Origin of the sequence: Hydrogenophaga sp., assembly GCF_050250835.1 — a bacterium.
Taxonomy (GTDB): domain Bacteria; phylum Pseudomonadota; class Gammaproteobacteria; order Burkholderiales; family Burkholderiaceae_C; genus Hydrogenophaga.
On record NZ_JBFWNX010000001.1, the window covers coordinates 175,362 to 197,966 of the forward strand.

Below are 22,605 nucleotides of genomic sequence, written 5' to 3' on the forward strand. Positions count from 1 at the left end.
CATGCCCTCCTTTGATACCGTCCTTGAAGCCGATTTTGTGGAAGTGAAGAATGCAGTCGACCAGGTCGCGCGAGAGATCGGCACGCGATTCGACTTCAAGGGCACGGGGGCGGCCATCGAGCTCAAGGAGAAGGACAAGGAAATCATCCTGCACGGCGACGCCGAGTTCCAGCTGCAGCAGATCGACGACGTGCTGCGCAACAAGCTCACCAAACGCGGGGTGGATGCACGCTTCCTCGACGTCGGCAAAGTCGAGAAAGTCGGCGGCGACAAGGTCAAGCAGGTTGTCAAAGTGAGAAACGGCGTGAGTACCGAGGACGGCAAGAAGATTCAGCAGGTGCTCAAGGGCAGCAAACTCAAGGTGCAGGGCGCGATTCAGGGCGATGCGGTGCGCGTCACCGGAGGCAAGCGCGACGATCTGCAGGCCGCCATGGCCCTGATCCGCAACGAGCTGAAAGACCTGCCTCTCTCCTTCAACAACTTCAGGGATTGATGCACCACCGCGCCGCCGCCGCGTTCCTGGCCTTGGCCTGCTGGCTGTTCGCGGCCGCGCCGGTGCTGGCGCAGCAGGTGGCGCTCTCAGGCCTGTCCAACGGGCGGGCGTTGCTGGTGATTGACGGCGCCAAGCCCCGCTTTCTGCTGCCCGGACAAACCCACAATGGCGTGCGCCTGCTCAGCGCGCAAGGCGATTCAGCGGTGATCGAGATCCGCGGCCAGCGACAGACGTTGCGCGTGGGCGATGCGCCCGTGAGCCTTGGCAAGGCTGCGGCGGAGACCGGGGCACAGCGCATTGTGCTCACCGCCGACGCGCAAGGCCACTTCATGCCGCCCGGCCAGATCAATGGCCGCGAAGTACAGTTCATGATCGACACCGGCGCCACGGTGGTGATCCTCAGTGAATCGGATGCCCGGCGCATCAACCTGGCCTATGAGAAGGGCCGCAAGGTGAAGGTGAGCACCGCCAATGGCGCGGTGGCGGGTTACGAGGTTCGACTGGCGTCCATCAGGGTGGGCGAGGCCCAGGTGTATGACGTGCCCGGCATCGTGCTGCCGCAAAGCATGCCTTTCGTGCTGCTGGGCAACAGCTTTCTCACGCGCTTCCAGATGCAGCGCAACAACGACCAGCTCACCCTCGAACGCCGGTTCTGATCAGGCCGCCTTCTGCGCCGCCGTGACCACGATCTCGATGCGATAGCTCGTCTGCGCCAGCGCGGCCTGCACTGTGGCCCGCGGCGGTGCGGTACCTGGCACCACCCACGCGTCCCACACTTCGTTCATCACGCCGATCTCGGCCATGTCGGTGAGGAAGATCTGCGCGCGCAGGATGCGCGACTTGTCGCTGCCCGCCTCCAGCAGGCGCTGTTGCACCTGTTCCAGCACATCCTCGGTCTGTCCGCGTATGTCGGTGTCGCCGCGTTCGGGCACCATGCCGGCGAGGTACACCACGCCGTTGAACACCGCCGCCTCGCTGTACCGCGAGGCCACGCCAATGCGGGTGATGTGTGTCGATGGGTTCATGATTTCTTCGCTCCCAGTTTGCTTTCTTTGCCGGCGATCAGCCGGTTGATGTTCTCCTGGTGGCGCCAGACCAGCAACATGCCCATGGCGGCCAGCGCCAGCACCTGCACCCCGGGGGCGTCCCACGCCACGCGGTGGCCGAGCAGGAAATACGCCGGCGCAAACACCGCCGTGACGATGGATGCCAGCGACGAGTAGCGGAAGAAAAACGCGATGATGACCCAGGTAGCCAGCGCGGCCAGGCCCAGCCAGGGTTGGAAACCGAAAATGACGCCAGCCGCTGTGGCCACACCCTTGCCGCCCTGAAAACGGAAGAACACCGGGTAGAGGTGGCCGAGGAAGGCGGCCAGGCCCACCAGCGCCACGGTGCCCTCGCCCAGTCCCCACGCCTCGCCCCACCATTGCACCGCCACCACCGGCACCCAGCCTTTGAGGGCATCGAGCAGCAGCGTCACGATGGCGGCGGCCTTGCTCCCCGAGCGCAGCACGTTGGTGGCACCGGGGTTCTTGCTGCCGTAGGTGCGTGGATCGGCCAGGCCCATGGTTCGACTCACCAGCACGGCAAACGACAGCGAGCCGATGAGGTAGGCGGCCAGCGTGGCCAGCAGCGGGTAGATGGTTGCCAAGGGAAAATCTCCTCGTTGTCTTTCTGGGTCGCCGCGCTGGGCGCGACGCCGGGCTGGCTATTCTGCCAGCGCGCAGTTCACGGGCTTCGCGCCGAGCGGGCCACTCAGCACCGCAGGGTCGACACCCACCAGGTAGCCGCGCCGCCCGCCATTGATCCAGATGCGCGGCAGCGCGAGCACACTCGCCTCCACATAGACCGGCATGGCGCGCTTCAACCCAAAAGGCGAAGTACCTCCCACCAGAAAACCGCTGTGCCGGTTGGCCACCTCCGGCTTGCAGGGCTCAACCGATTTCGCACCGATCTGCCGCGACAGGTTCTTGGTGGAGACCGTGCGATTGCCGTGCATGAGCACTGCCAGCGGCCTGGCGGCTTCGTCCTGCATGACGAGCGTCTTCACCACCGCGAACGGGTCCAGTCCCAGTGCCTGCGCGCTGTACTGTGCGCCTCCGTGTTCCAGGTACTTGTAAGGATGCTCGGTATACGCCACGCTATGCACCTTGAGCCAGGCGGTGGCAGGCGTTTCGCTGACATGGGACTTCTTCGCCACGCTGGAACTCACTGTGCGGGGTCGCGGTGCTCGAAACGGATCTTGTCGACCTCGGCCAGAAGCTCAGGGGAGAGCTTCGTGCTCCACGCGTCCAGGCACTCGTCGAGCTGAGCGAGCGTGGTCACACCGATGATGGTGCTCGCGACACGCCAGTTGGTGTAACAGAAGGCCAGCGCCAATTGCGTGGGTGCGAGGCCGTGCGCACGCGCCAGGGCGTTGTATCGGCGTGCAGTTTCCAGCGCCTCGGCGCGGCCCCAGCGCTGCTTGCGCATGGACTCGAACAGCGCCAGGCGCCCGGCATCGCCCACCAGGCCGGTCGCGTCGTACTTGCCGCTCAGCAGACCAAAGCCCAGGGGCGAATAGGCCAGCAGCGACACACCCAGGCGGTGGCAGGTTTCATCGAGCCCGTTCTCGTGGCTGCGGTTGATCAGGCAATACGGGTTCTGCACTGTGGCGATGCGCGGCAGACCCTGCTGTTCGGCCACGCGCACGAATTCATGCACCCCATAGGGCGATTCGTTCGACAGGCCGATCTCGCGCACCTTGCCTGCGCGCACCAGATCGGCCATGGCCTCCAGCTGCTCCTGGATCGACGCACATGGCCGGTCCTTCGTCGGGTCGAAAGCCGTCGCGCCGAACATGGGCACGTTGCGCGCAGGCCAGTGGATCTGGTAGAGGTCGATGGTGTCGGTCTGCAGGCGGCGCAGGCTGTTTTCGCAGGCCTGGATGATTTCTGCCTTGGTGAGGCCAGCCACCTCGCCGCGCACCCAGGGCATGCCGCGCGATGGCCCTGCCACCTTGGAGGCCAGCACCACTTTCTGCCGCACGCCCGGGTTGCGCGCGAACCAGGTGCCCAGGATGGTCTCGGTGGCGCCATAGGTCTCGGCGCGCGCGGGCACCGAATACATCTCGGCGGTGTCCAGGAAATTCAGACCGCGCTCGAGTGCGCGGTCCAGGATGCGGTGAGAGGTGGCTTCATCGACCTGTTGCCCGAAAGTCATGGTGCCCATGCATACGGGAGAAACCTTCAAGTCGCTGGCGCCGAGTGGAATGGAGTTCATGAAAATCTTTGTAAAGTCAGACAGCTCCTACTGCGAATTTCAGAAGGAGGGGTATAAGTTTAGAGTGCCTCGGCCTCTCAGGCCGGCATCTTCAAGAATCCCGTTGACCTTTGTCCAAAACGCAGTGGAGCAAAAAACCATGTACACGATCACCACCCGACTCTCCCGCGGTCTCACCGTCTCCGCCCTGGCTGCCGCCATGGCCGTGGCTGGCTGTGCCAACATGAGCGAAACCCAGTCCGACTCGGCCAAGGGTGCCGGCATCGGGGCGCTGGGCGGCGCCATCCTGGGCGGCCTCACGGGTGGCTCCAAGGGCGCCACACAAGGCGCCGTCATCGGCGCGGGCGCGGGTGCGCTGGGTGGCTACATCTGGTCGACGCGAATGCAGGAGCAAAAGAAGGCCATGGAACAGGCCACCCAGGGCACCGGCATCGGCGTGAGCCAGACCGCCGACAACCGCCTGAAGCTCGATGTGCCCGCAGACGCCGGCTTTGCCACCGGGCGCTCGGCCGTCAACCCCACGCTCGCGCGCGTGCTCAGCCAGTTCGCCACCACGCTGCAAAGCAACCAGGTGACCACCGTGGCCATCATCGGCCACACCGACAGCACGGGCAGCGACGCTGTCAACAATCCGCTGTCGTTCGACCGCGCCAACGCCACACGCGACTACCTGGTGTCGCGCGGCGTCTCCCCCGCCCGCTTCACCACCGACGGGCGTGGCTCGCGCGAACCGATCGCCGACAACGGCACCGCCCAGGGCCGCGCCGCCAACCGCCGCGTGGAGATCTACGTGGCCGAGCCGGCACAGACCGCCGCTCGCTGAACCGCCCGCATGTAGCAACCCCTTGCTTGAGACACCGAGGAACCGGCTTGGCCGGGCTTCAGGTGTCGCCCCCTCCCAGGGGGTCGCGCGCAGCGTGGCGGGGGGGTCTCACAGCCTCAACATCACGTGCCTGGCAACCGTGTAGTCCTCCAGCGCATACATCGACATGTCCTTGCCGTAGCCGCTGGCCTTCATGCCGCCATGCGGCATTTCGTTGACCAGCATGAAGTGGGTGTTGATCCAGGTGCAACCGTACTGCAGTTTGCGGGCCACCTTGAACGCACGAGAGACGTCCTGCGTCCACACCGAAGACGCCAGCCCGTATTCCGAATCGTTGGCCCAGGTCACGGCTTCGTCGGGATCGTTGAACCGCGTGACGGACACCACCGGACCAAACACCTCGCGGCGCACGATCTCGTCGTCCTGCCGCGCACCGGCGATCACCGTGGGTTCGTAGAAGAAGCCGCTGCCCGTGCGCACCTTGCCGCCAGCGGTCACCTCCATGTGACCCACCATCTGTGCGCGCTCGACGAAGCTGGCCACGCGGTCGCGCTGTCGGTCGCTGATGAGCGGGCCCAACTCCACGCCGGCCTCGTCCTGCGTGCCCATCTGGATGGTCTTGACCGCGCTGCTCAGGTCGGCCACCAGCCGGTCGTACACCCTGGCGCCGGCATAGAGGCGGCAGGCCGCCGTGCAGTCCTGCCCAGCGTTGTAGTAGCCGAAGGTGCGAATGCCTTCGACCACCGCCTCGATGTCGGCGTCGTCAAACACGAGCACCGGCGCCTTGCCGCCGAGTTCAAGGTGGGTTCGCTTCAAGGTGCCCGTCGCGGCCTGCAGAATCTTGCGGCCCGTGGAGACGTCACCCGTGAGCGAGACCATGCGCACCAGCGGGTGCTCCACCAGCGGCTGGCCCACACTCGGTCCGCGCCCGCACACCACGTTGAACACACCCCTGGGCAAGATCTCCGCCACCACGCGCGCCAGCAGCAGCGTGGTCAGCGGGGTCTGCTCGCTTGGCTTGAGCACCACCGTGTTCCCCGCTGCCAGGGCTGGCGCACACTTCCAGGCCGCCATCATGAGCGGGTAGTTCCATGGGGCAATCGACCCCACCACCCCCACCGGATCGCGCCGGATCATGCTGGTGTGACCCGCCAGGTACTCGCCTGCCACCGAGCCCGACATGCAGCGCGCCGCCCCTGCAAAAAATCTGAAGCAGTCGACGATGGCCGGGATCTCGTCTTCCAGCGCGCGCGCATAGGGCTTGCCGCAATTGAGTGACTCCAGGCGCGCAAACTGCTCGGCGCGCTGCTCGATGGCATCGGCCACCTTCAACAACAGGCGCGAGCGTTCCATGGGCGTGGTCTCGCTCCAGCTGTCAAACGCCCGGCTTGCGCCGAGCACCGCCTTGTGGATTTGCTCGAAGGACGCCTCGGGCACCTGGACGATGACTTCGCCGGTGGCGGGGTTGAGCACGCGCTCAGCTTCGCCTTCGCCCGCCACGAACTGGCCGTCGATGAACAACTCGGTGTACATGGCAGGGGGTTGGAAGTCGGGTGTCTTGCCCATGGTGGTCTCCGTCGGGTGAAGGGGTTCGGGATCAGCGGCCGGCTGGCTGCTCGTCGGTGCGCGTGAGGTAGTACGCCGCCAGGATGGGAATGAAGGTGAGCGCGATGATGACCACGGCGACCACATTGGTCACCGGTCGCTGGCGTGGTCTGATGAGCTCCTGCAGCATCCAGATCGGCAGCGTGGTCTGCTGACCGGCGGTGAAGGTGGTGACGATGACCTCGTCGAAACTCAGCGCGAATGCCAGCAGGCCGCCCGCGAGCAAGGCTGAACCGAGCTGCGGCAGGATCACGTAACGGATGGTCTGGAAGCTGTCCGCACCCAGATCCATCGACGCCTCGATCAGCGAAGGGCTGGTGCGCCTCAGCCGGGCCACGGCATTGTTGTAGACCACGACCACGCAGAAGGTGGCATGGCCGATGACGATGGTCCAGAAGCTGAACGGTATCTCCATCGTGCTGTAGGCGCTGCGCAGCGCAATCCCGGTGACGATGCCGGGCAGTGCAATCGGCAGAATCAGCAGCAGAGAAATCGCATCGCGGCCAAAGAAGCGCGTGCGCGCCAGGCCCGCTGCCGCCAAAGTACCCAGCACCAGGGCCACGGCGGTGGATACCAGCGCCACGCGAAACGACAGGCCGATGGCAGCCCATACGTCATCACGCGCCCAGGCCGCGGCGAACCACTGCGTGGTGAGCGCCGGTGGTGGAAACACGTAGCTTTTGTCTTCTGCGCTGAAGGCGTAGAGGATGATGAGCGCCAGCGGGACATGCAGGAACAGCACTCCAGCCCAGGTGGCCACCTTCAGGCCCCAGCCGGCACGCGCGGGATCAGAGCGCATCGAATGCTCCCAGGCGCTTGGCCAGCCACAGGTACACGCCAATCACCACGATCGGCACAAGCGAAAACGCGGCGGCAAAGGGCACGTTGCCCGCTACGCCCTGCTGGCGGTAGACCACCTGGCCTATGAACAGCGTGGAGTCGCCGATCACCTGCGGAATGATGTAGTCGCCCAACGTGAGCGAGAACGTGAAGATGGAACCGGCCGCAATGCCGGGCATGGCGAGCGGGAAGATCACCTTCCAGAACGTCGTGCCCGAGCGCGCACCGAGGTCGCTGGAGGCTTCGAGCAGCGAACCGGGAATTCGTTCGATTGCCGCCTGGATCGGCAGAATCATGAACGGCAACCACATGTAGACAAAGACGATGAAGGTGCCCAGGCGCGAGAACGAGAGCGAGTTGCCACCAATGCCGGGGGTGGCCAGTAGCGCGTCGAGCAGCCAGGTCATGTTCACTTCGGCCAGCACCCAGGAAATGGCACCCTCCTTGGCCAGCAGCAGCTTCCACGCATACAGCCGCACCAGGTAGCTCGACCACAGCGGCAGCATGACCGCGATGTAGAGCATGGCCTTCTGCGGCCCGCGCGCATAGCGCGCCATGTAGTAGGCAATGGGAAAGGCGATGAGGCCACAGGCGAGCGTGACGCTGATGGCCATGACCACCGTGCGAAGCGCCACATCGACATTGGCGGGGTCGGTCATCTCGCGGAAGTTGTTGAGCGAGAGTTGAGAGCGGTCCACGACGCCGGAGAATTCGTCGAGCGTGAAGAAGCTGTTGGCCAGCAGCGCGAACAGGGAACCCAGGTAGATCACACCGAACCACAGCAAAGGTGGCCCGAGCAGCGCCAGCAGCAACAGGCCCCGGCGCGCGTACAGCAGATCGGAGAGCCTGCGCAGAAGCCCGCCTTGCGGCGTCGCAGCGGGAACGGGCATGACCATGTTCATGGCACGGCTCCTGAGCCTGCCAGTGCATGCACCGCGTCGGCCTGCCAGTGCAGGTGCACGGTGTCGCCGGCCGTGGGCAGCACCGGGTGCAACTCGGGGTTCAGGTCCACCGCCACCGCTTCGCCCGACCAGTCCACCCGCACGCGAGAAAACGAGCCGAAGTACTGGGCGTCGATCACCGAGCCGCTGATTCGCGCCTGCGTCGCAGCACCCAGGCGGATGCGTTCGGGCCGCAGCATCACGCTGTCCACGCCGGCAATTTCGTGCGCCCGCGCACCGTCGAACACATTGGCGGCGCCCACGAACTCGGCCACAAAGCGCGTGGCCGGTTTGTTGTAGATCGCTTGCGGCGCATCCACCTGCTCCAGCCGGCCGTTGTTGAACACGCCGATGCGGTCGCTCATGGACAGCGCCTCGTGCTGGTCGTGCGTGATGAAGAGAAAAGTGATGCCCAGCTGGCGTTGCAGCGCCTTCAGTTCGGTCTGCATCTGCTCGCGCAGCTTCAGATCGAGCGCGCCAAGCGGTTCGTCGAGCAGGAGCACCTGCGGCTGGTTGATCAATGCGCGTGCCAGTGCCACGCGCTGGCGCTGGCCACCCGACAGCTGGCCCGGCCGACGCGTGCCCACGCCCGAGAGCCGCACCAGTTCCAGCATCTGCTCCGCACGCGCGTGCCGCTGCGCCCGGTCCATCCCCTGCACCATCAGGCCATAGGCCACGTTGTCGCGGATGTTCATGTGAGGGAACAGCGCGTAGTCCTGAAACACCGTGTTCACTGGCCGCGCGTACGGTGGCAGGTGAGACACGTCCTGGCCACCAATCAGGATGCGCCCCGAAGTCGGCAGGGTAAAGCCGCCGATCATGCGCAGGCAGGTCGTCTTGCCCGAACCCGAGGGCCCGAGCAAGGTGAAGAACTCCCCTCCTTCGATCGTCAGGTCCACGTGATCGACAGCGCGCACCGTCTGTGCGCCACTGCCGAACACGCAGGACACGCCTTCAAGGGTGACAGCAACGGTCATATAGATATGCAACAACGCGTTAAGGAACTTCAACCAGAGGTGCCGAGGAACCGGCCTTGCCGGGCCTCAGGCATCGCCCCCTTGAGGGGGTGACGCGCCGGCGGCGCGGCGCGGGGGTGTGCCGCTTCAGCGGCCTCCGAGGACCGCGATGTAGTCGGACACCCACTTGTGATAGGGCACGCAAGCGTTGTTCTGCGAAGCGCATTTGCTGGTGGGCGTCTTCCAGAAAGAGATTTTCTCGAAGCTGTTGAAGCCCTGGTTGGCGCAGCCCTGATCGCCCAGCAGCTTGTTGCCCTTGCAGGCGGCGGGCACCGCAGGCACCGATCCGAACCAGGCCGCGAGATCGCCCTGCAGTTTGGTGTTGAGCGAGTGCTCCATCCACATGTAGGCGCAGTTCGGGTTCTTCGCGTCGGCGTGCATCATCGTCGTGTCGGCCCAGCCGGTGGCGCCTTCGGTGGGCACCACCGTGGCCACCGGGCGGTTCTTGCTTTTCAGGATGTTGGCCATGAACTGCCAGCTGCTCGAAGCCACCACGCCTTCGTTGGTGAAGTCGTCGATCTGAACGAAGGCGTCGTGCCAGTACTTGCCGACCAGCTTGCGCTGGCCGCGCAGCAGGTCGAGCGCAGCCTTGTACTGCGCCTCATTGAGTTCGTAGGGGTCCTTGATGCCCAGGGCCGGGTTCTTCTTCATCAGGTAGAGCGCGGCGTCGGCGATGTAGATGGGGCCGTCGAAGGCCTGCACGCGGCCCTTGTTGCTCTTGCCATCTGGCAAGGTGGTTTCCTCGAACACCACGCTCCAGCTCGTGGGCGGCTTGTCCTTGAAGACCGTGGTGTTGTACATGAGCACGTTCCAGCCCCACTGGTAAGGCGTGCCGTAGTGCGTGTTGTTCACGTAGTGCCAGGGGGCCTTCTGCAGGCGCTGATCCACGGTCTTGTAGCTGGGGATCAGGTCCACGTTGATCGGCTGCACACGCTTGCCGGCAATCAGCCGCATGCTGGCATCGCCCGAGGCGGTCACGAGGTCGAAGCCACCCTCGTTCATCAGCGCCACCATTTCGTCAGACGTGCCGGCGGTTTTCACATTGACCTTGCAGCCGGTCTTCTTCTCGAAGTCGGTCACCCAGTCGAAGTTCTTGTCGGTCTGGCCGCGTTCGATGTAGCCCGCCCAGGCCACGATATCGACCTGGCCTTCGCCTTTGCCCAGCTTCTTCAGGGCCGATTGCGCATGGGCGGCCGGCGCGAGGGTGGCCAGCGCCAGGGCCGTCGTCACGAGACCCGCGACGGTGCGGGCGAGGGGGCGTTGTGCGAGTTTCATGGGTCGATCACCTTCCAGGTTGAGAGCGGTTTCAACAAACACGACCCACCGCCCGGCAGGCCGTCTGCAGCGCATCGTAGAAAGCCGCGCCCCGCTTTCAAAATTCAATATTGCTGCGGTAAGCTATCTCGAAAATAGAGATCAAGGGTTTACCCATATCTTTTTTGCACCGCAACAGGGCGCCGCTCCGCTGTGGTGCGCACCCGAATGAACCGCCACATCACGCTCAAGCAGTTTCGCTATTTCCTGGCGGTGGCCGAATCGGATTCGGTGGCCGCCGCCTCGCGCATGCTCAACATCGCGCAGTCGGCCATCACCAAGAGCGTGCTGGAGCTGGAGGACGAGCTCGGGCTGGTGCTGTTCGAGCGCAGCCCCAAGGGCATGCGGCTCACGCCTGAGGGGCATCGCTTTCAGGTGAAGGCACTGCGCGTGATCGGCGCAGTGGCCGATGCAACACGCGGCGTGTCCCCTGGCGCCACGCCACTGGCGGGTGCGATCACCATCGGCGTGACCAGCCTGGTGGCGGGCTACTACCTCTCGGAGGTGTTCGCGCGCTTTCGGCGCACCTGTCCGGGCGTGGACCTGCAGGTGGTGGAGGACGCGCCCCCTTTTCTCGAACACTTGTTGATCAATGGCGAGCTCGACATCGCCATCATGGTGAGCAACGCCCTGGGCGAGCCGCAAGCGCTGGTGGCCGAGACACTCACGCGTTCACCCAACCGCGTGTGGATGGCAGCCGACCACCCGCTGGCTTCGCAGGCCGAGGTGGGCCTGGCCGAATGCGTGCAGCACGATCTGGTGGTGCTGCAGGCCGACCGCATCGAGCTGCTGATGCGCAGTGTGTGGGCACGCCACCAGTTGAAGCCGCGCACGGTGCTGCGAACTTCGTCGCTGGAGGCGGTGCGTTCGCTGGTGGGCGTGGGCGCGGGGCTGGCGGTGTTGCCCGATTTCCTTTACCGGCCCTGGACGCTGGACGCAGAACATGTGGAGGCCCGCACTTTGCGCGATGCCGTGCCAACGGTGGACGTGGGGCTGGTGTGGCGCCGTGGTTCGCAACCCCGCGCGGAGGTGTTGGAGTTCATCGAGGTGGCGCGGGATCAGTCTCGGTCCCGGCGAGCGGCTGCCTGAGCCATTCGCCGACGGCACCGGGCGTCAAGCCCGAAGGCCATCGCGGGCACGAGACTCTTCCTGCAATCGCAAAACCCGCCGCTGGACCTTGCCCGTGGTGGTCATGGGCAAAGCAGCGATGAACTCGATCTCCTTCGGATATTCGTAAGGCGCCAGCATGCCCTTCACATGCGACTGCAGGGCCTTCACCAGCGCCTCATCCCCCACATGCCCTGGCGCCAGCACCACATAGGCCTTCACCAGGGCACCCCGCTCGGCATCGGGCTTGGGCACCACGGCCGCATTGGCCACTGCGGGGTGCTTCACCAGGCAGTTCTCGATCTCGCTCGGCCCGATGCGGTACCCCGCCGACTTGAACACATCGTCGGCTCGCCCCTGGTACCAGAGATAGCCATCGGCATCGCGGATGGCCAGGTCGCCCGTGCGGCACCAGCTGCTGGCCGGATCGCCGGTGTACTTCGCCCGCGTGGCGACATCGTTCTTCCAGTAGCCCAGAAAGAAGGTCGGGTCGGGGTGGCCGTGCACATCCAGACGATGCACCGCGACCTCGCCGGGAGTGCCCACCGCCGACTCGCGGCCGTCATCGTCGATCACCGCCACGCGATGCCCCGGGTAGGCCTTGCCCATGCTGCCCGGCCGGGCGGGGTACAGCCGCGAGCAATTGCCCACGATGTAGTTGATCTCGGTCTGGCCGAACATTTCATTCACTGTCACGCCGAGTTGCTCGCGGCAGTAGGCGAACACCGCATCGCCCACCGCCTCGCCCGCGCTCATGAGCGCTTGCAGTTTCAGGCGGTAGTGCGCGCGCACGTCGGGCACGGCCTTCATCATCGCCTTGAGTGCCGTGGGAAACAGGAAGCTGTGCGTGACGCCGTGGCGCTGCATGAGCTCAAACGCGGTCTGCGGACTGAAGCGGCCGTTCCAGGCCACGATGGGCCGGCCGAAGTACAGCGTGGGCAGCAGCGCATCCATGAGCCCGCCGGTCCAAGCCCAGTCGGCCGGCGACCAGAACACCGCTTTCGTCGGCACCCTGGCATTGAACGGGTCGAAGCCGAACCAGTTCTGGCTGCACACGAAACCGGGCAGGTTGCCAATGAGCGCACGGTGCGGAATGAGCGCACCCTTGGGGTTGCCCGTGGTGCCGCTGGTGTAGATGAGCACCGCCGCCTCTTCGGCCAGTGTGTTCACCGCATCGAACTCGGCGCTTTCCTGTGCCAGCAGCGAACTCCAGTCCAGATCGGCGCGCATGCCTTCGGGCGTGCCGTCGCCATCGACTCCGATCACGCAGCGCAGGAGCGGGCAGTTCTCGCGCACGTCCAGCAGGGCGGGCAGGGAAGCGGCGTCGCAGATGGCCACCACGGCCTCGCTGTCGTGCAGCCGGTATTCAAGCGCCTCCGGGCCAAACAATTGCGACAGCGGCATGCCCACGGCCCCCATCTGCAGCACCGCCATGTAGGCCACCGCCGTCTCGAAGCGCTGCGGTAGCACGATGGCCACGCGGTCACCGCGCTGAACACCGAGCGCGGCCAGCGCCTGGGACAGGCGGTTGGCCTGATCCAGCAAATCGGCATAGGTGTGACGTCGGTCGGGTCGCTCCGGCGCGCAGGCGACCACGGCCGTTTGTGCCGCGCCGGCGGCATCGGTCGCCCAACGGCGCATGCAGACCTGCGCAATATTGAAATGGTCGGGCACCTGCCAGCCGAAGCCCCGGTGCAGTGCGTCGTAGGCGTTCACCACCTGGCTCGCCCGCTTGTCTCTGGCTTGACTCTGGCGCATGTGTGGTCTCCAGCCCGTTCTTTATGATCCGTCGAATGTACCAAGCCCTGAAGCCCTCGCGCAGCGAGTTTCTCCCGATCCGCCAGCTCACCTGTCACCTTCGAAGCTGGGGCCAGCCCGACCCCGTGCAGGCGCCGCTGGTGCTGGTGCACGGCTGGATGGATGTGTCGGCTTCGTGGCAGTTCGTGGTGGATGCAATGGCCGCCGAACGCTGGATTCTTGCGCCCGACTGGCGCGGGTTCGGCCTCACCAAGGCCGAAGGCCCTCCACCCGACAGCTATTGGTTTCCTGACTACATGGCCGATCTCGACGCCCTGCTCGACGCAGTGGTGGGCGAGCGGCCGGTCGACCTGGTAGGCCACAGCATGGGCGGCAACGTGGCCATGATCTACGCGGGCGTGCGGCCACAACGCATCCGCCGGCTGATCAACCTGGAAGGTTTCGGCATGCCCGAAACCCGCCCCTCGCAGGCGCCCGGACGCTATGCCCAGTGGCTCGACGAGATCAAGGCCTTGCGGCGGGGTGACAAGGCGCTGGCCGGCTACAGCTCGCCCGATGGCGTGGCGCAGCGCCTGATGAAGACCAACCCGCGCCTGCCGCAGGACAAGGCCGACTGGCTGGCGCGCCAATGGGCCGCGCCCAATGCGCAAGGGAAATGGGAAATCCTCGGCGATGCGGCCCACAAAGTGGTGAGCGCCCAACTCTTTCGCGTGGACGAAACGCTGGAGCTGTACCGCCGCATCAGCGCGCCGGTGTTGTCGGTGACCGCGAGCGACGACAGCCTCTCCATCTGGTGGAAGGGCCGGTTCACGCTGGCACAGTACCGGGAGCGCATACAGGCGGTGCCCGACCTGCACAACGCCGTGGTGAACGATGCCGGCCACATGATGCACCACGACCAGCCCGCCGAGCTGGCTCGCCTGATCGAGGGCTTTATCGCCCAGTAGCCAGCCGCTGTACGGGTTGTTTCATGAAGCTACCCGGCTTTCAGCTCCCTCCATGCATACTCGGACGCCATGCCCATGAAACAACTTCAAGCCCTCGGCCCCGGGCTGTCTGCCGCGCTGTTGTGCGCTGCGCTCTCCGGTCCCGTTCACGCTGAAGGACGGGTGAAGGAAGCCCTGTGCCCCGGTCTCGACGAGCCTGCCCGTGGCACAGGCCCCCGGTACGAGGCGTTCTTCTCGCCCTACACCCACCACTGGACCTACTCGGAAGAGCACAAGCAGGTCTATGCGCTGAGCCTGAGCCGCCTGTTGCCCGAAGGCCGCTTCTGCGGATTCAGCCTGTTCAGCAATTCCTTTGGCCAGCCCTCGGCGTACGCCTTCATCGGCAAGTCATGGCCCGGTTTCTGGGCAGCCCAGCCCAATGTGTATGCCTCGGTGAGCGCGGGCATCATCTATGGCTACGTGGGCAAGTACAAGAACAAGGTGCCGCTCAACCTGGGCGGTTTCGCGCCGGCCATCATTCCCGCGATCGGCTACCGCCTTTCACCCAGCGCGGCGGTCGAAGTGCAGCTCCTGGGTACCGCAGCCTTCATGCTGGGCGCCACCTGGCGCTTCTGATCCGGCGGTGCGGGGCGTGCCATGAGAAAATCGCCGTTTTGAATCACGCACCGCAGGAAAAGCCCCATGGACGCCGAACGCAGCAACACCATCCGCAGCCAGCTCGAAGACCTGACCACCCGAGTGGTCGAGCTCCGGAGGTATCTTTGACTACGATGCCAAGGCATCGAAGCTGAAAGAGGTTGAGTCGGCCCTGGAAGATCCCACGGTCTGGAACGACCCCAAGCGTGCCCAGGACCTGGGCCGCGAGAAAAAGACGCTGGAAGACGTGGTGCTGGTGCTGGACCGGCTCACCGGCGAACTCTCAGACAACACCGAGCTCTTCGACATGTCGAGCGAAGACGGCGACGACGCTGGCCTGCTCACGATCGAAGGCGAGGCGGCCAAGCTGGCGGCCGAGGTGGAGAAGCTCGAATTCCGCCGCATGTTCAACAACCCGGCCGACCCGCTGAACTGCTTTGTCGACATCCAGGCCGGGGCTGGCGGTACCGAAGCCTGCGACTGGGCCAGCATGCTGCTGCGCCAGTACCTGCGCTACGCCGAGCGCAAGGGCTTCAAGACCACCATCGAGGACGAGACCGAGGGCGACACCGCCGGCATCAAGAGCGCCACCATCAAGGTGGAAGGCGAATACGCCTTCGGCCTGCTGCGCACCGAAACCGGCGTGCACCGCCTGGTCCGCAAGAGTCCGTTCGATTCTTCGGGCGGGCGCCACACCTCGTTCGCGTCCATCTTCGTCTACCCCGAGATCGACGACTCGATCGAGATCGACATCAACCCGGCCGATGTGCGCACCGACACTTACCGCGCCAGCGGTGCGGGCGGCCAGCACATCAACAAGACCGACTCGGCCGTGCGTCTGACCCACATCCCCACCGGCATCGTGGTGCAGTGCCAGGATGGCCGCAGCCAGCACAGCAACCGAGACGTGGCGTGGAAACGCCTGCGCTCGCGCCTGTACGACCACGAACTGCGCAAGCGCCAGGAAGAACAGCAAAAGCTGGAGGACACCAAGACCGACGTGGGCTGGGGCCACCAGATCCGCTCGTACGTGCTGGACAACAGCCGCATCAAGGACCTGCGCACCAACGTCGAAATATCCGCCACGCAGAAGGTGCTGGACGGCGACCTCGATCCCTTCATTGAAGCATCACTCAAACAAGGCGTCTGACCCATGAGCTCATTGCGTGAAGGCCCCACCACCGTGGTTCGCCGCGAAGACTACACCGCCCCGGCCTACTGGATCGAGACGGTCGAACTCGTCTTTGATCTGGACCCGGCCAAGACCCGTGTGCTCAACAAGATGCGTCTGCGCCGCAACCCGGACGTGCCGGCCCAGGCGCTGCGACTTGATGGGGAAGACCTGAACCTCGCGCGCGTGCTGGTCAACGGCGCGGGCTGCTCGTTCAAGATCGACGGTGTGCAGTTGGTGCTGGAAAGCCTGCCCGAAGGACCCGAACCCTTCGACCTGGAGATCTTCACCACCTGCGCGCCCGAGAAGAACACGCAGCTCATGGGCCTCTATGTGAGCCAGGGCACCTTCTTCACGCAATGCGAAGCCGAAGGTTTCCGCCGCATCACCTACTTCCTGGACCGCCCGGACGTGATGGCCAGCTACACGGTGACACTGCGCGCCGACAAGGCAAAGTACCCGGTGCTGCTGTCCAACGGCAATCTGGTGGAAGAAGGTGGCCTGCCAGATGGTCGCCATTTCGCCAAGTGGGTCGATCCCCACAAGAAGCCCTGCTACCTGTTCGCCCTGGTCGCCGGCCAGCTCGTGGCGCGCGAGCAGCACATCATTTCGCGCAGCGGGGGCAAGCACCTGCTGCAGGTGTATGTGCGCCCCGGCGACATGGACAAGACCGAGCACGCCATGAACTCGCTGATTGCCAGCGTGGCCTGGGACGAAGCCCGCTTCGGCCTGCCGCTCGATCTGGAACGTTTCATGATCGTGGCCACCGCCGACTTCAACATGGGCGCGATGGAGAACAAGGGCCTCAACATCTTCAACACCAAGTACGTGCTGGCCAACAGCGCGACCGCCACCGACACCGACTTCGCCAACATCGAGTCGGTCGTGGGCCACGAGTACTTCCACAACTGGACCGGCAACCGCGTGACGTGCCGCGACTGGTTCCAGCTCAGCCTGAAGGAAGGCCTCACCGTCTTCCGCGACCAGGAATTCAGCATGGACCTGTGCGCCGAGCCGTCGGCGCGCGCGGTCAAGCGCATTGAAGACGTGCGCGTGCTGCGCACCGCGCAGTTCCCCGAAGACGCCGGCCCCATGGCCCATCCGGTGCGGCCCGACAGCTACGCCGAAATCAACAACTTCTATACCGTCACCGTCTACGAAAAAGGCGCCGAGGTCGTGCGCATGATGCAGACCCTGACGAGTCGAGCAGGCTTCGCCAGTGGCATGAAGCTCTACTTCGAGCGCCACGACGGCCAGGCCGTCACCTGCGACGACTTCGCCCAGGCCATTGCCGACGCCAACCCTGACTCCGAGCTCGCCCGCCTGCTGCCGCAGTTCAAGCGCTGGTACAGCCAGGCCGGCACGCCCCATGTGCTGGCCGAAGGCAGCTACGACGCCGCTGCGCGCAGCTACACCCTCACACTCAGCCAGAGCTGCCAGCCCACACCGGGGCAGAGCACCAAAGAACCCTTTGTGATTCCCATCTCGCTCGGCCTGCTGGACGCCCAGGGCACAGAACTGCCGCTGCAACTGGCCCACTGGAACCAGCCCGAGACCGGCAGCCGCACCTTTGTGCTGACGCAGGCGCGCGAGAGCTTCACCTTCGTCAACCTCGACAGCGAGCCCGTGCCGTCGATCCTGCGCGGCTTCTCTGCACCCGTTGTGCTGGACTGCCACTACACCGACGCCCAGCTCATGACCCTGCTGGCTCACGACACCGACCCCTTCAACCGCTGGGAAGCCGGCCAGCGCCTGGCCCTGCGCCGTGCGCTCAAGGCCATCCTGGCCGAGGGCCCGGTGTCCCAGGAGCCGCTGGACGGCGCCTTTCTCGGCGCCATGCGCGATGTGCTGCGGCACGACAACCTCGACGCTGCGTTCAAGGAACTGGTGCTCACCCTGCCCAGCGAGACCTACATCGCCGAGCAACTGGCCGAAGTGGACCCGCAGCGCGTGCACGCCGTGCGCGAAGCCATGCGCGCCCAATTGGCCACGGCATTGCAGGACGACTGGGCCTGGGCGTTTGAAAATCACAAGGACAACGGCGCCTATCGCCCAGACCCTCGCAGCACCGGGCGCCGCGCGCTCGCCGGACTGGCGCTCATCATGCTGTGCCTGGCCTCACGCGACGACACGCGCCTGGGCTGGCCCGAGAAAGCCTGGCAACACTTTCAGGCCGCGGCCAACATGACCGATCGCTTCAACGCCCTCACCGCCCTGGTGGCCAGCGAGCACGCCCTGACCCGCCAGGCACTGGAACGCTTCCATGCCCTGTTCAAGCATGAAGCCCTCGTCATCGACAAATGGTTTGCCCTGCAAGCCGGCGCCAGCGACCGCGGTGGCCACGTGCTGCCAGCCGTGCGCCAGTTGCTCAACCACCCGGACTTCAACCTCAAGAACCCCAACCGCGCGCGCAGCGTGATCTTCAGCTATTGCAGCGCCAACCCCGGCGCCTTCCACCGCACCGACGCGGCCGGCTACCGCTTCTGGAGCGACCGCGTGGCAGAACTCGACGCCTTCAACCCCCAGGTGGCCGCCCGCCTCGCCCGCGCCCTCGACCGCTGGAGGAAGCTGGCCGAGCCCTACCGCAGCGCCGCCCGCGAAGCCATCGCCCGCGTCGCCGCCAAGCCCGACCTGAGCAACGACCTGCGCGAAGTCGTCACCCGGGCACTCGCAGATTGATCGAAAGCCCCCATGTCCAAACGCATCTCCCTCACCCGCTACCTCGTCGAACAGCAGCGCGTCGACGGCCACATCCCCTCGCAACTCCGCCTGCTCCTCGAAGTGGTGGCCCGCGCCTGCAAGAGCATCAGCCAGGCCGTGAACAAGGGCGACCTCGGCGGCGTGCTCGGCGTGGCCAGCACCGAGAACGTGCAGGGTGAAGTGCAGAAGCAGCTCGACATCATTGCCAACGAAGTGCTGATCGAGGCCAACGAATGGGGCGGCCACCTCGCGGCCATGGCCAGCGAGGAAATGGACAGCATCTACGTGGTGCCCAACCGCTACCCGCAGGGCGAATACCTGCTGCTGTTCGACCCGCTCGATGGCTCCAGCAACATCGACGTCAACGTCAGCATCGGCACCATCTTCAGCGTGCTCAAGAAGCCCGAAGGCAGCGCCGGCGTGAGCGAGCAAGACTTTCTGCAACCTGGCGCCCAGCAGGTGGCCGCCGGCTACTGCGTGTACGGGCCGCAGACCACCCTGGTGCTCACCGTGGGCGACGGCGTGGCCATGTTCACCCTCGACCGCGAGCAAGGCTCCTTCGTGCTCACCAGGGAAAACGTGCAGATTCCCGCCGACACCAAGGAGTTCGCCATCAACATGAGCAACATGCGCCACTGGGACGAACCGGTGAAGCGCTACGTGGACGAATGCCTCGCCGGCCAGGAAGGCCCCCGCGGCAAAGACTTCAACATGCGCTGGATCGCCAGCATGGTGGCCGACGTGCACCGCATCCTCACGCGCGGCGGCATCTTCATGTACCCCTGGGACAAGCGCGAACCCAACAAGCCCGGCAAGCTGCGCCTGATGTACGAAGCCAACCCCATGGGCTGGCTGGTGGAACAAGCCGGCGGCGCCGCCACCAACGGCAAACAGCGGATTCTGGACATCAAGCCCGGCAAGCTGCACGAGCGCGTGAGCGTCATCCTGGGTTCGAAGAACGAGGTCGACCGGGTGACCCGCTACCACACCGGGCTATAATCGCGGGCGTTGCCGGTGTAGCTCAGTCGGTAGAGCAGCTCATTCGTAATGAGAAGGTCGGGTGTTCGATTCATCTCTCCGGCACCACGTAGATACAGGAAAGCCCGCTACCAAATTGGTAGTGGGCTTTTTTCTTGTCCGTCCGATGTAAGGGCGGATGTAAGACGATTTCAAGAATTGGCCCACCTCGGGGCGAAAGAAAACCCGCACGCGGCGGGCTTTAGGGACTCCGAAAACTCTCCGAACGGGCATGACGTGGTGCTGCCCTCGCGCGCGCGTACTGGTCACACCTGCGGGGTCAGACGCGTGCAACTGAACCGCCCCGAATTTGAGAAGGCTCCAACCCTTGATAAGAAGTAGCCATGAACAAGTTCAAAGTTCTCACCCGAAATCCGCGAGCGCCATCCGCTTGGTGCAAGAGCACCGAAGCGGATTACGCGAATCTCGCCGGCGAAAACGGCCTCACATCCACCCTCGGCACTACCCCAGTCATCATCGCAGCCAGCAACTCCCCTGTCACCGGCCCCAGCGTGAACCCCTGGTGCCCATGCCCGAACGCGCACCACATGCCCGCCACCCCAGGCACGGCGCCGAACACGGGCTTCATGTCCGGCATGCAGGGGCGCGTGCCCATCCAGGGCTCCGCGTCGACGCGTTCGCCCAATGGGAAGCTCTGGCGGGCGATCTGTTCGGCGGCTTCGATCTGGGCCGGGTTGCGTGGGGCATCCACGTTTGCAAGCTCCGCGCCGGTGGTGAGCCGCAGGCCCTTCTGCATGGGTGCGATGACGTAGCCGTACTCAGCGTCGATGACGGTGCTGTTCAGCGCCTTGCCCGGCACGGGCGCGTAGTGCATGTGGTAGCCGCGCTTGGGGATGACGGGCGCGGTGTAGCCGAAGCGTGAGGTGAGCTGCGTGGTCCATGGGCCGAGGGCGATGACGATCTGCCTTGCGGTCAAGGTCTCGCCACTCGCCGTGTCCACCTGCCAGCCGCCTGCATCGGTTCTGCGCAGCGTCATGGCGTCACCCAGATGCACCGCCCCGCCCCGCTCCTCGAAAAGCTGTGCGTAGCGCTGCACCAGTTCGCCGGGGCTGCGGATGGCCACGGGGTCGGTCCATCGCACGGCACCGGCAAAGCTGCCGATCAGCGACGGCTCCTCGCGGGCCACATCGGCGCTTGAGAGTTTGATGTGTTGCACGCCGTGCTGTGCGCGTGCATCGGCCACTTGATGAAAGGCGTGCAGTTCGCGCTCGGTCCGAAAGAGCATGACGTAGCCACTGCCGCCGATGAGATCGTTCGCTCCGGCATCGTTCATGAGCTGCTGATGCGTTTCGAGCGACAACGCGATCAGCGTCTCGTACTCGCGGGAGATTTTTTGAAGTGGGCCCGGTGCCGAGTTGCGGTAGTAAGACCACAGTGGCCCGAGCATGCGCGCAGCGTCGGCGGGCTGGTAGCGCACGTCCACGCGCCGGTTGGTGGCGCCCGACAGCAGGAAGCCCAGGTTGCGCGGCAGCGCATAGGGTTCGATGGCTTCGCGCTGGATGATGCCGGCGTTGCCGTAAGAGGTTTCCAGGCCGGTGGCGCGGCGGTCCACCAGCGCGACGGCCTGGTCCCGGGCCTGCAAGTGAAGCGCACAACTCACGCCCACCATGCCTGCGCCGAGAACGATGGTGTCGTGTGTCATGGTGCCGATGATTCTAGTTGCTGCGATTTTGATGGCATGGAGATGACAGGCCGCGCGGTCTGCAGGGTCATGTGTTGTATCTCAGGGCAAACCCCGTTGTGGTGACTGGGTGTCACAGAGCATTCGCCGCCCTCCGATGAAATGGACCTCACTTCCTGCATGGTGCAGGAAGCAGGGGCATAGAGCCCTGCATCCCTTTCATCGGAGCATCCACATGAAGAAGAGCCTCATCGCTCTGGCCGCACTGGCCACCCTCGCCGCCGCGGGCACCGCATCGGCCCAGTCCACCGTTACCATCTATGGCCGCATGGACGCATCGGTTGGCAGCAACAAGGTCGACACCACCAGCACCACGCAGCTGTTCAGCGGCAACCTGACCACGAGCCGCCTGGGCTTTCGTGGCACGGAAGACCTGGGGGGCGGTCTCAAGGCCAACTTCCAGCTTGAAAGCGCCTTGACGGTGGACGATGGCACCGCCGCTGGTCTGCGTTTTGGCCGCGCCTCCTGGGTGGGCTTGAGCGGTGGCTTCGGCGCCGTGCGCCTGGGCCTGATGGACAGCCCCTACAAGGACATCTACGACCTGGGCGTGTCGAACAACCTGTACGACTCGGAGTTCACTCCAACGAAGATCGCTTACCTGAGCGGTGCCGTGGGCACGGCATCGGGCGTGAGCGATTTCACCAGCCGCCCGAGCAACATGGTTCGCTACGACTCACCCAGCTTCGGCGGCTTCAGCGGCAGCGTGGGTTATGCGTTTGACGAGAACGTGGCGCCTGCCACGACCAATTCCGAGATCACCGCGCTGAACCTGCGTTACCGCAGCGGCCCGCTGGATGTGGGCCTGGGCTACCAGGACCAGAAGAATGCCACCGCCACGCTGGACCGCAACTTCACCGTGCTGGCAGCGTCGTACAACTTCGGCGTGGCCCGCGTCTCAGGGCAGTACCAGATCACCGATCAGTCCAACGGTCTGGAAGACCGCGACTATTCCTTCGGCGTGACCGTTCCCTTCGGCAATTTCGACGTGTCCGCCGGTTTCGCCAGCGGCAAGTCCGAACTCAATGGCGTGACCACGGGCGAGGGCAAGGCTTTCTCGCTGGGCGCCACCTACGCGCTCTCCAAGCGCACCCGCCTTTATGGCGGCCTGCTGGATGGCGATGTGGAAAACGGCGCGGGTGCCACGGCGCGTGAACGCCGCCTGTACGCCGTGGGCGTGCGCCACGACTTCTGATTTCCAGCGCCCTTCAGGCTCCAAGGTTTTTCAAACCCGTCACCTTCATCGGTGGCGGGTTTTTTTGCGTGCCCGAAGACGC

Annotated in this window: 21 protein-coding genes and 1 tRNA gene; 11 read left to right on the forward strand and 11 right to left on the reverse strand. The window is 65.1% G+C overall.

Features of this window, described 5'->3' with window-relative positions:
- The first annotated feature begins 1 nt into the window (after position 1).
- Together AB7F11_RS00810 and AB7F11_RS00815 are read left to right on the forward strand one after the other, a co-directional pair.
- Complete coding sequence (locus tag AB7F11_RS00810) at positions 2–493, forward strand: YajQ family cyclic di-GMP-binding protein (RefSeq protein WP_428289136.1); 492 nt, start codon at positions 2–4, stop codon at positions 491–493.
- Positions 493–1,149: a retropepsin-like aspartic protease family protein gene (locus AB7F11_RS00815; protein ID WP_428289135.1), complete on the forward strand. Its 657-nt coding sequence runs from the start codon at positions 493–495 to the stop codon at positions 1,147–1,149. Before AB7F11_RS00810 ends, AB7F11_RS00815 begins: the two co-directional genes overlap by 1 nt.
- On the opposite strand, the gene AB7F11_RS00820 is transcribed toward AB7F11_RS00815, so the two are convergent.
- The 4 genes from AB7F11_RS00820 to AB7F11_RS00835 are packed head-to-tail and all read right to left on the reverse strand — an operon-like array spanning position 1,150 to position 3,754.
- Positions 1,150–1,518 carry a RidA family protein gene (locus AB7F11_RS00820; protein ID WP_428289134.1) on the reverse strand — a complete coding sequence of 123 codons (369 nt, stop codon included), beginning with the start codon at positions 1,516–1,518 and terminating at the stop codon, positions 1,150–1,152.
- Positions 1,515–2,144, reverse strand: a complete 630-nt coding sequence (gene plsY / locus AB7F11_RS00825) for a glycerol-3-phosphate 1-O-acyltransferase PlsY (protein WP_428289133.1) — start codon at positions 2,142–2,144, stop codon at positions 1,515–1,517. The genes AB7F11_RS00820 and plsY overlap by 4 nt, the downstream gene beginning before the upstream one ends.
- A gap of 57 nt (positions 2,145–2,201) precedes the next feature.
- The gene (locus tag AB7F11_RS00830; RefSeq protein WP_428289132.1) at positions 2,202–2,693 is read right to left on the reverse strand and encodes a YbaK/EbsC family protein; all 492 of its coding nucleotides are present in this window, start codon (positions 2,691–2,693) and stop codon (positions 2,202–2,204) included.
- Between the two features lie 8 nt (positions 2,694–2,701).
- Complete coding sequence (locus tag AB7F11_RS00835; RefSeq protein WP_428289131.1) at positions 2,702–3,754, reverse strand: aldo/keto reductase; 1,053 nt, start codon at positions 3,752–3,754, stop codon at positions 2,702–2,704.
- Positions 3,755–3,893: 139 nt separating this feature from the next.
- Here AB7F11_RS00835 and AB7F11_RS00840 point away from each other — a divergent pair, with 139 nt between their 5' ends.
- A complete protein-coding gene (locus AB7F11_RS00840; RefSeq protein WP_428289130.1) occupies positions 3,894–4,577 on the forward strand; it encodes an OmpA family protein in 684 nt (227 codons plus the stop codon).
- Positions 4,578–4,685: 108 nt separating this feature from the next.
- Here the strand turns inward: AB7F11_RS00840 and AB7F11_RS00845 are convergent, their stop codons facing one another.
- The 5 genes from AB7F11_RS00845 to AB7F11_RS00865 form a co-directional block, all read right to left on the reverse strand.
- Positions 4,686–6,143 carry a gamma-aminobutyraldehyde dehydrogenase gene (locus AB7F11_RS00845; RefSeq protein WP_428289129.1) on the reverse strand — a complete coding sequence of 486 codons (1,458 nt, stop codon included), beginning with the start codon at positions 6,141–6,143 and terminating at the stop codon, positions 4,686–4,688.
- A 31-nt stretch (positions 6,144–6,174) separates the two neighbouring features.
- The gene (locus tag AB7F11_RS00850; RefSeq protein ID WP_428289128.1) at positions 6,175–6,981 is read right to left on the reverse strand and encodes an ABC transporter permease; all 807 of its coding nucleotides are present in this window, start codon (positions 6,979–6,981) and stop codon (positions 6,175–6,177) included.
- On the reverse strand, positions 6,971–7,924 hold the full coding sequence (locus AB7F11_RS00855) for an ABC transporter permease (protein WP_428289127.1): 954 nt from the start codon (positions 7,922–7,924) through the stop codon (positions 6,971–6,973). The genes AB7F11_RS00850 and AB7F11_RS00855 overlap by 11 nt, the downstream gene beginning before the upstream one ends.
- The gene (locus tag AB7F11_RS00860) at positions 7,921–8,940 is read right to left on the reverse strand and encodes an ABC transporter ATP-binding protein (RefSeq protein ID WP_428289126.1); all 1,020 of its coding nucleotides are present in this window, start codon (positions 8,938–8,940) and stop codon (positions 7,921–7,923) included. The genes AB7F11_RS00855 and AB7F11_RS00860 overlap by 4 nt, the downstream gene beginning before the upstream one ends.
- A gap of 126 nt (positions 8,941–9,066) precedes the next feature.
- Positions 9,067–10,254, reverse strand: a complete 1,188-nt coding sequence (locus AB7F11_RS00865; RefSeq protein ID WP_428289125.1) for an ABC transporter substrate-binding protein — start codon at positions 10,252–10,254, stop codon at positions 9,067–9,069.
- A gap of 207 nt (positions 10,255–10,461) precedes the next feature.
- On the opposite strand from AB7F11_RS00865, the gene AB7F11_RS00870 reads away from it, so the two are divergent.
- Positions 10,462–11,382, forward strand: coding sequence for a LysR substrate-binding domain-containing protein (locus tag AB7F11_RS00870; RefSeq protein ID WP_428289124.1), 921 nt, complete (start codon positions 10,462–10,464; stop codon positions 11,380–11,382).
- 24 nt (positions 11,383–11,406) lie between these two features.
- On the opposite strand, the gene AB7F11_RS00875 is transcribed toward AB7F11_RS00870, so the two are convergent.
- On the reverse strand, positions 11,407–13,158 hold the full coding sequence (locus AB7F11_RS00875; RefSeq protein WP_428289123.1) for an acyl-CoA synthetase: 1,752 nt from the start codon (positions 13,156–13,158) through the stop codon (positions 11,407–11,409).
- 35 nt (positions 13,159–13,193) lie between these two features.
- Here AB7F11_RS00875 and AB7F11_RS00880 point away from each other — a divergent pair, with 35 nt between their 5' ends.
- The 6 genes from AB7F11_RS00880 to AB7F11_RS00905 all read left to right on the forward strand — a co-directional run bounded on the left by AB7F11_RS00880 (position 13,194) and on the right by AB7F11_RS00905 (position 19,698).
- The gene (locus AB7F11_RS00880; RefSeq protein WP_428289122.1) at positions 13,194–14,105 is read left to right on the forward strand and encodes an alpha/beta fold hydrolase; all 912 of its coding nucleotides are present in this window, start codon (positions 13,194–13,196) and stop codon (positions 14,103–14,105) included.
- Between the two features lie 75 nt (positions 14,106–14,180).
- Positions 14,181–14,720 (forward strand): hypothetical protein, encoded by a 540-nt coding sequence (locus AB7F11_RS00885; protein ID WP_428299808.1) that lies wholly within the window; start codon positions 14,181–14,183, stop codon positions 14,718–14,720.
- Between the two features lie 66 nt (positions 14,721–14,786).
- Positions 14,787–15,891, forward strand: a protein-coding gene (prfB, locus tag AB7F11_RS00890; RefSeq protein WP_428289120.1) for a peptide chain release factor 2 whose coding sequence is annotated in 2 segments (ribosomal slippage) — positions 14,787–14,867 and positions 14,869–15,891 — 1,104 coding nt in all. Because the reading frame shifts where the segments join, the coding sequence is not laid out codon by codon here.
- Between the two features lie 3 nt (positions 15,892–15,894).
- Positions 15,895–18,591, forward strand: a complete 2,697-nt coding sequence (gene pepN, locus AB7F11_RS00895; RefSeq protein ID WP_428289119.1) for an aminopeptidase N — start codon at positions 15,895–15,897, stop codon at positions 18,589–18,591.
- Positions 18,592–18,603: 12 nt separating this feature from the next.
- Complete coding sequence (locus tag AB7F11_RS00900) at positions 18,604–19,611, forward strand: class 1 fructose-bisphosphatase (protein WP_428289118.1); 1,008 nt, start codon at positions 18,604–18,606, stop codon at positions 19,609–19,611.
- An 11-nt stretch (positions 19,612–19,622) separates the two neighbouring features.
- A tRNA-Thr gene (locus AB7F11_RS00905) sits at positions 19,623–19,698 on the forward strand.
- Between the two features lie 346 nt (positions 19,699–20,044).
- On the opposite strand, the gene AB7F11_RS00910 is transcribed toward AB7F11_RS00905, so the two are convergent.
- Complete coding sequence (locus AB7F11_RS00910) at positions 20,045–21,292, reverse strand: NAD(P)/FAD-dependent oxidoreductase (RefSeq protein WP_428289117.1); 1,248 nt, start codon at positions 21,290–21,292, stop codon at positions 20,045–20,047.
- Between the two features lie 214 nt (positions 21,293–21,506).
- Between AB7F11_RS00910 and AB7F11_RS00915 the strand changes: the two genes are divergently transcribed.
- A complete protein-coding gene (locus AB7F11_RS00915) occupies positions 21,507–22,523 on the forward strand; it encodes a porin (RefSeq protein ID WP_428289116.1) in 1,017 nt (338 codons plus the stop codon).
- Positions 22,524–22,605: the final 82 nt, after the last annotated feature.

Coding starts and splice junctions, on each gene's coding strand:
- AB7F11_RS00875 (WP_428289123.1), bottom strand. CDS start 13,158: ATGCGCCAGAGTCAAGCCAGAGACAAGCGGGCGAGCCAGGTGGTGAAC.
- AB7F11_RS00910 (WP_428289117.1), bottom strand. CDS start 21,292: ATGACACACGACACCATCGTTCTCGGCGCAGGCATGGTGGGCGTGAGT.
- AB7F11_RS00865 (WP_428289125.1), bottom strand. CDS start 10,254: ATGAAACTCGCACAACGCCCCCTCGCCCGCACCGTCGCGGGTCTCGTG.
- AB7F11_RS00815 (WP_428289135.1), top strand. CDS start 493: ATGCACCACCGCGCCGCCGCCGCGTTCCTGGCCTTGGCCTGCTGGCTG.
- AB7F11_RS00850 (WP_428289128.1), bottom strand. CDS start 6,981: ATGCGCTCTGATCCCGCGCGTGCCGGCTGGGGCCTGAAGGTGGCCACC.
- AB7F11_RS00885 (WP_428299808.1), top strand. CDS start 14,181: ATGAAACAACTTCAAGCCCTCGGCCCCGGGCTGTCTGCCGCGCTGTTG.
- AB7F11_RS00835 (WP_428289131.1), bottom strand. CDS start 3,754: ATGAACTCCATTCCACTCGGCGCCAGCGACTTGAAGGTTTCTCCCGTA.
- AB7F11_RS00840 (WP_428289130.1), top strand. CDS start 3,894: ATGTACACGATCACCACCCGACTCTCCCGCGGTCTCACCGTCTCCGCC.
- AB7F11_RS00845 (WP_428289129.1), bottom strand. CDS start 6,143: ATGGGCAAGACACCCGACTTCCAACCCCCTGCCATGTACACCGAGTTG.
- AB7F11_RS00810 (WP_428289136.1), top strand. CDS start 2: ATGCCCTCCTTTGATACCGTCCTTGAAGCCGATTTTGTGGAAGTGAAG.
- AB7F11_RS00855 (WP_428289127.1), bottom strand. CDS start 7,924: ATGAACATGGTCATGCCCGTTCCCGCTGCGACGCCGCAAGGCGGGCTT.
- AB7F11_RS00870 (WP_428289124.1), top strand. CDS start 10,462: ATGAACCGCCACATCACGCTCAAGCAGTTTCGCTATTTCCTGGCGGTG.
- pepN (WP_428289119.1), top strand. CDS start 15,895: ATGAGCTCATTGCGTGAAGGCCCCACCACCGTGGTTCGCCGCGAAGAC.
- AB7F11_RS00860 (WP_428289126.1), bottom strand. CDS start 8,940: ATGACCGTTGCTGTCACCCTTGAAGGCGTGTCCTGCGTGTTCGGCAGT.
- AB7F11_RS00900 (WP_428289118.1), top strand. CDS start 18,604: ATGTCCAAACGCATCTCCCTCACCCGCTACCTCGTCGAACAGCAGCGC.
- AB7F11_RS00915 (WP_428289116.1), top strand. CDS start 21,507: ATGAAGAAGAGCCTCATCGCTCTGGCCGCACTGGCCACCCTCGCCGCC.
- AB7F11_RS00880 (WP_428289122.1), top strand. CDS start 13,194: ATGTACCAAGCCCTGAAGCCCTCGCGCAGCGAGTTTCTCCCGATCCGC.
- AB7F11_RS00820 (WP_428289134.1), bottom strand. CDS start 1,518: ATGAACCCATCGACACACATCACCCGCATTGGCGTGGCCTCGCGGTAC.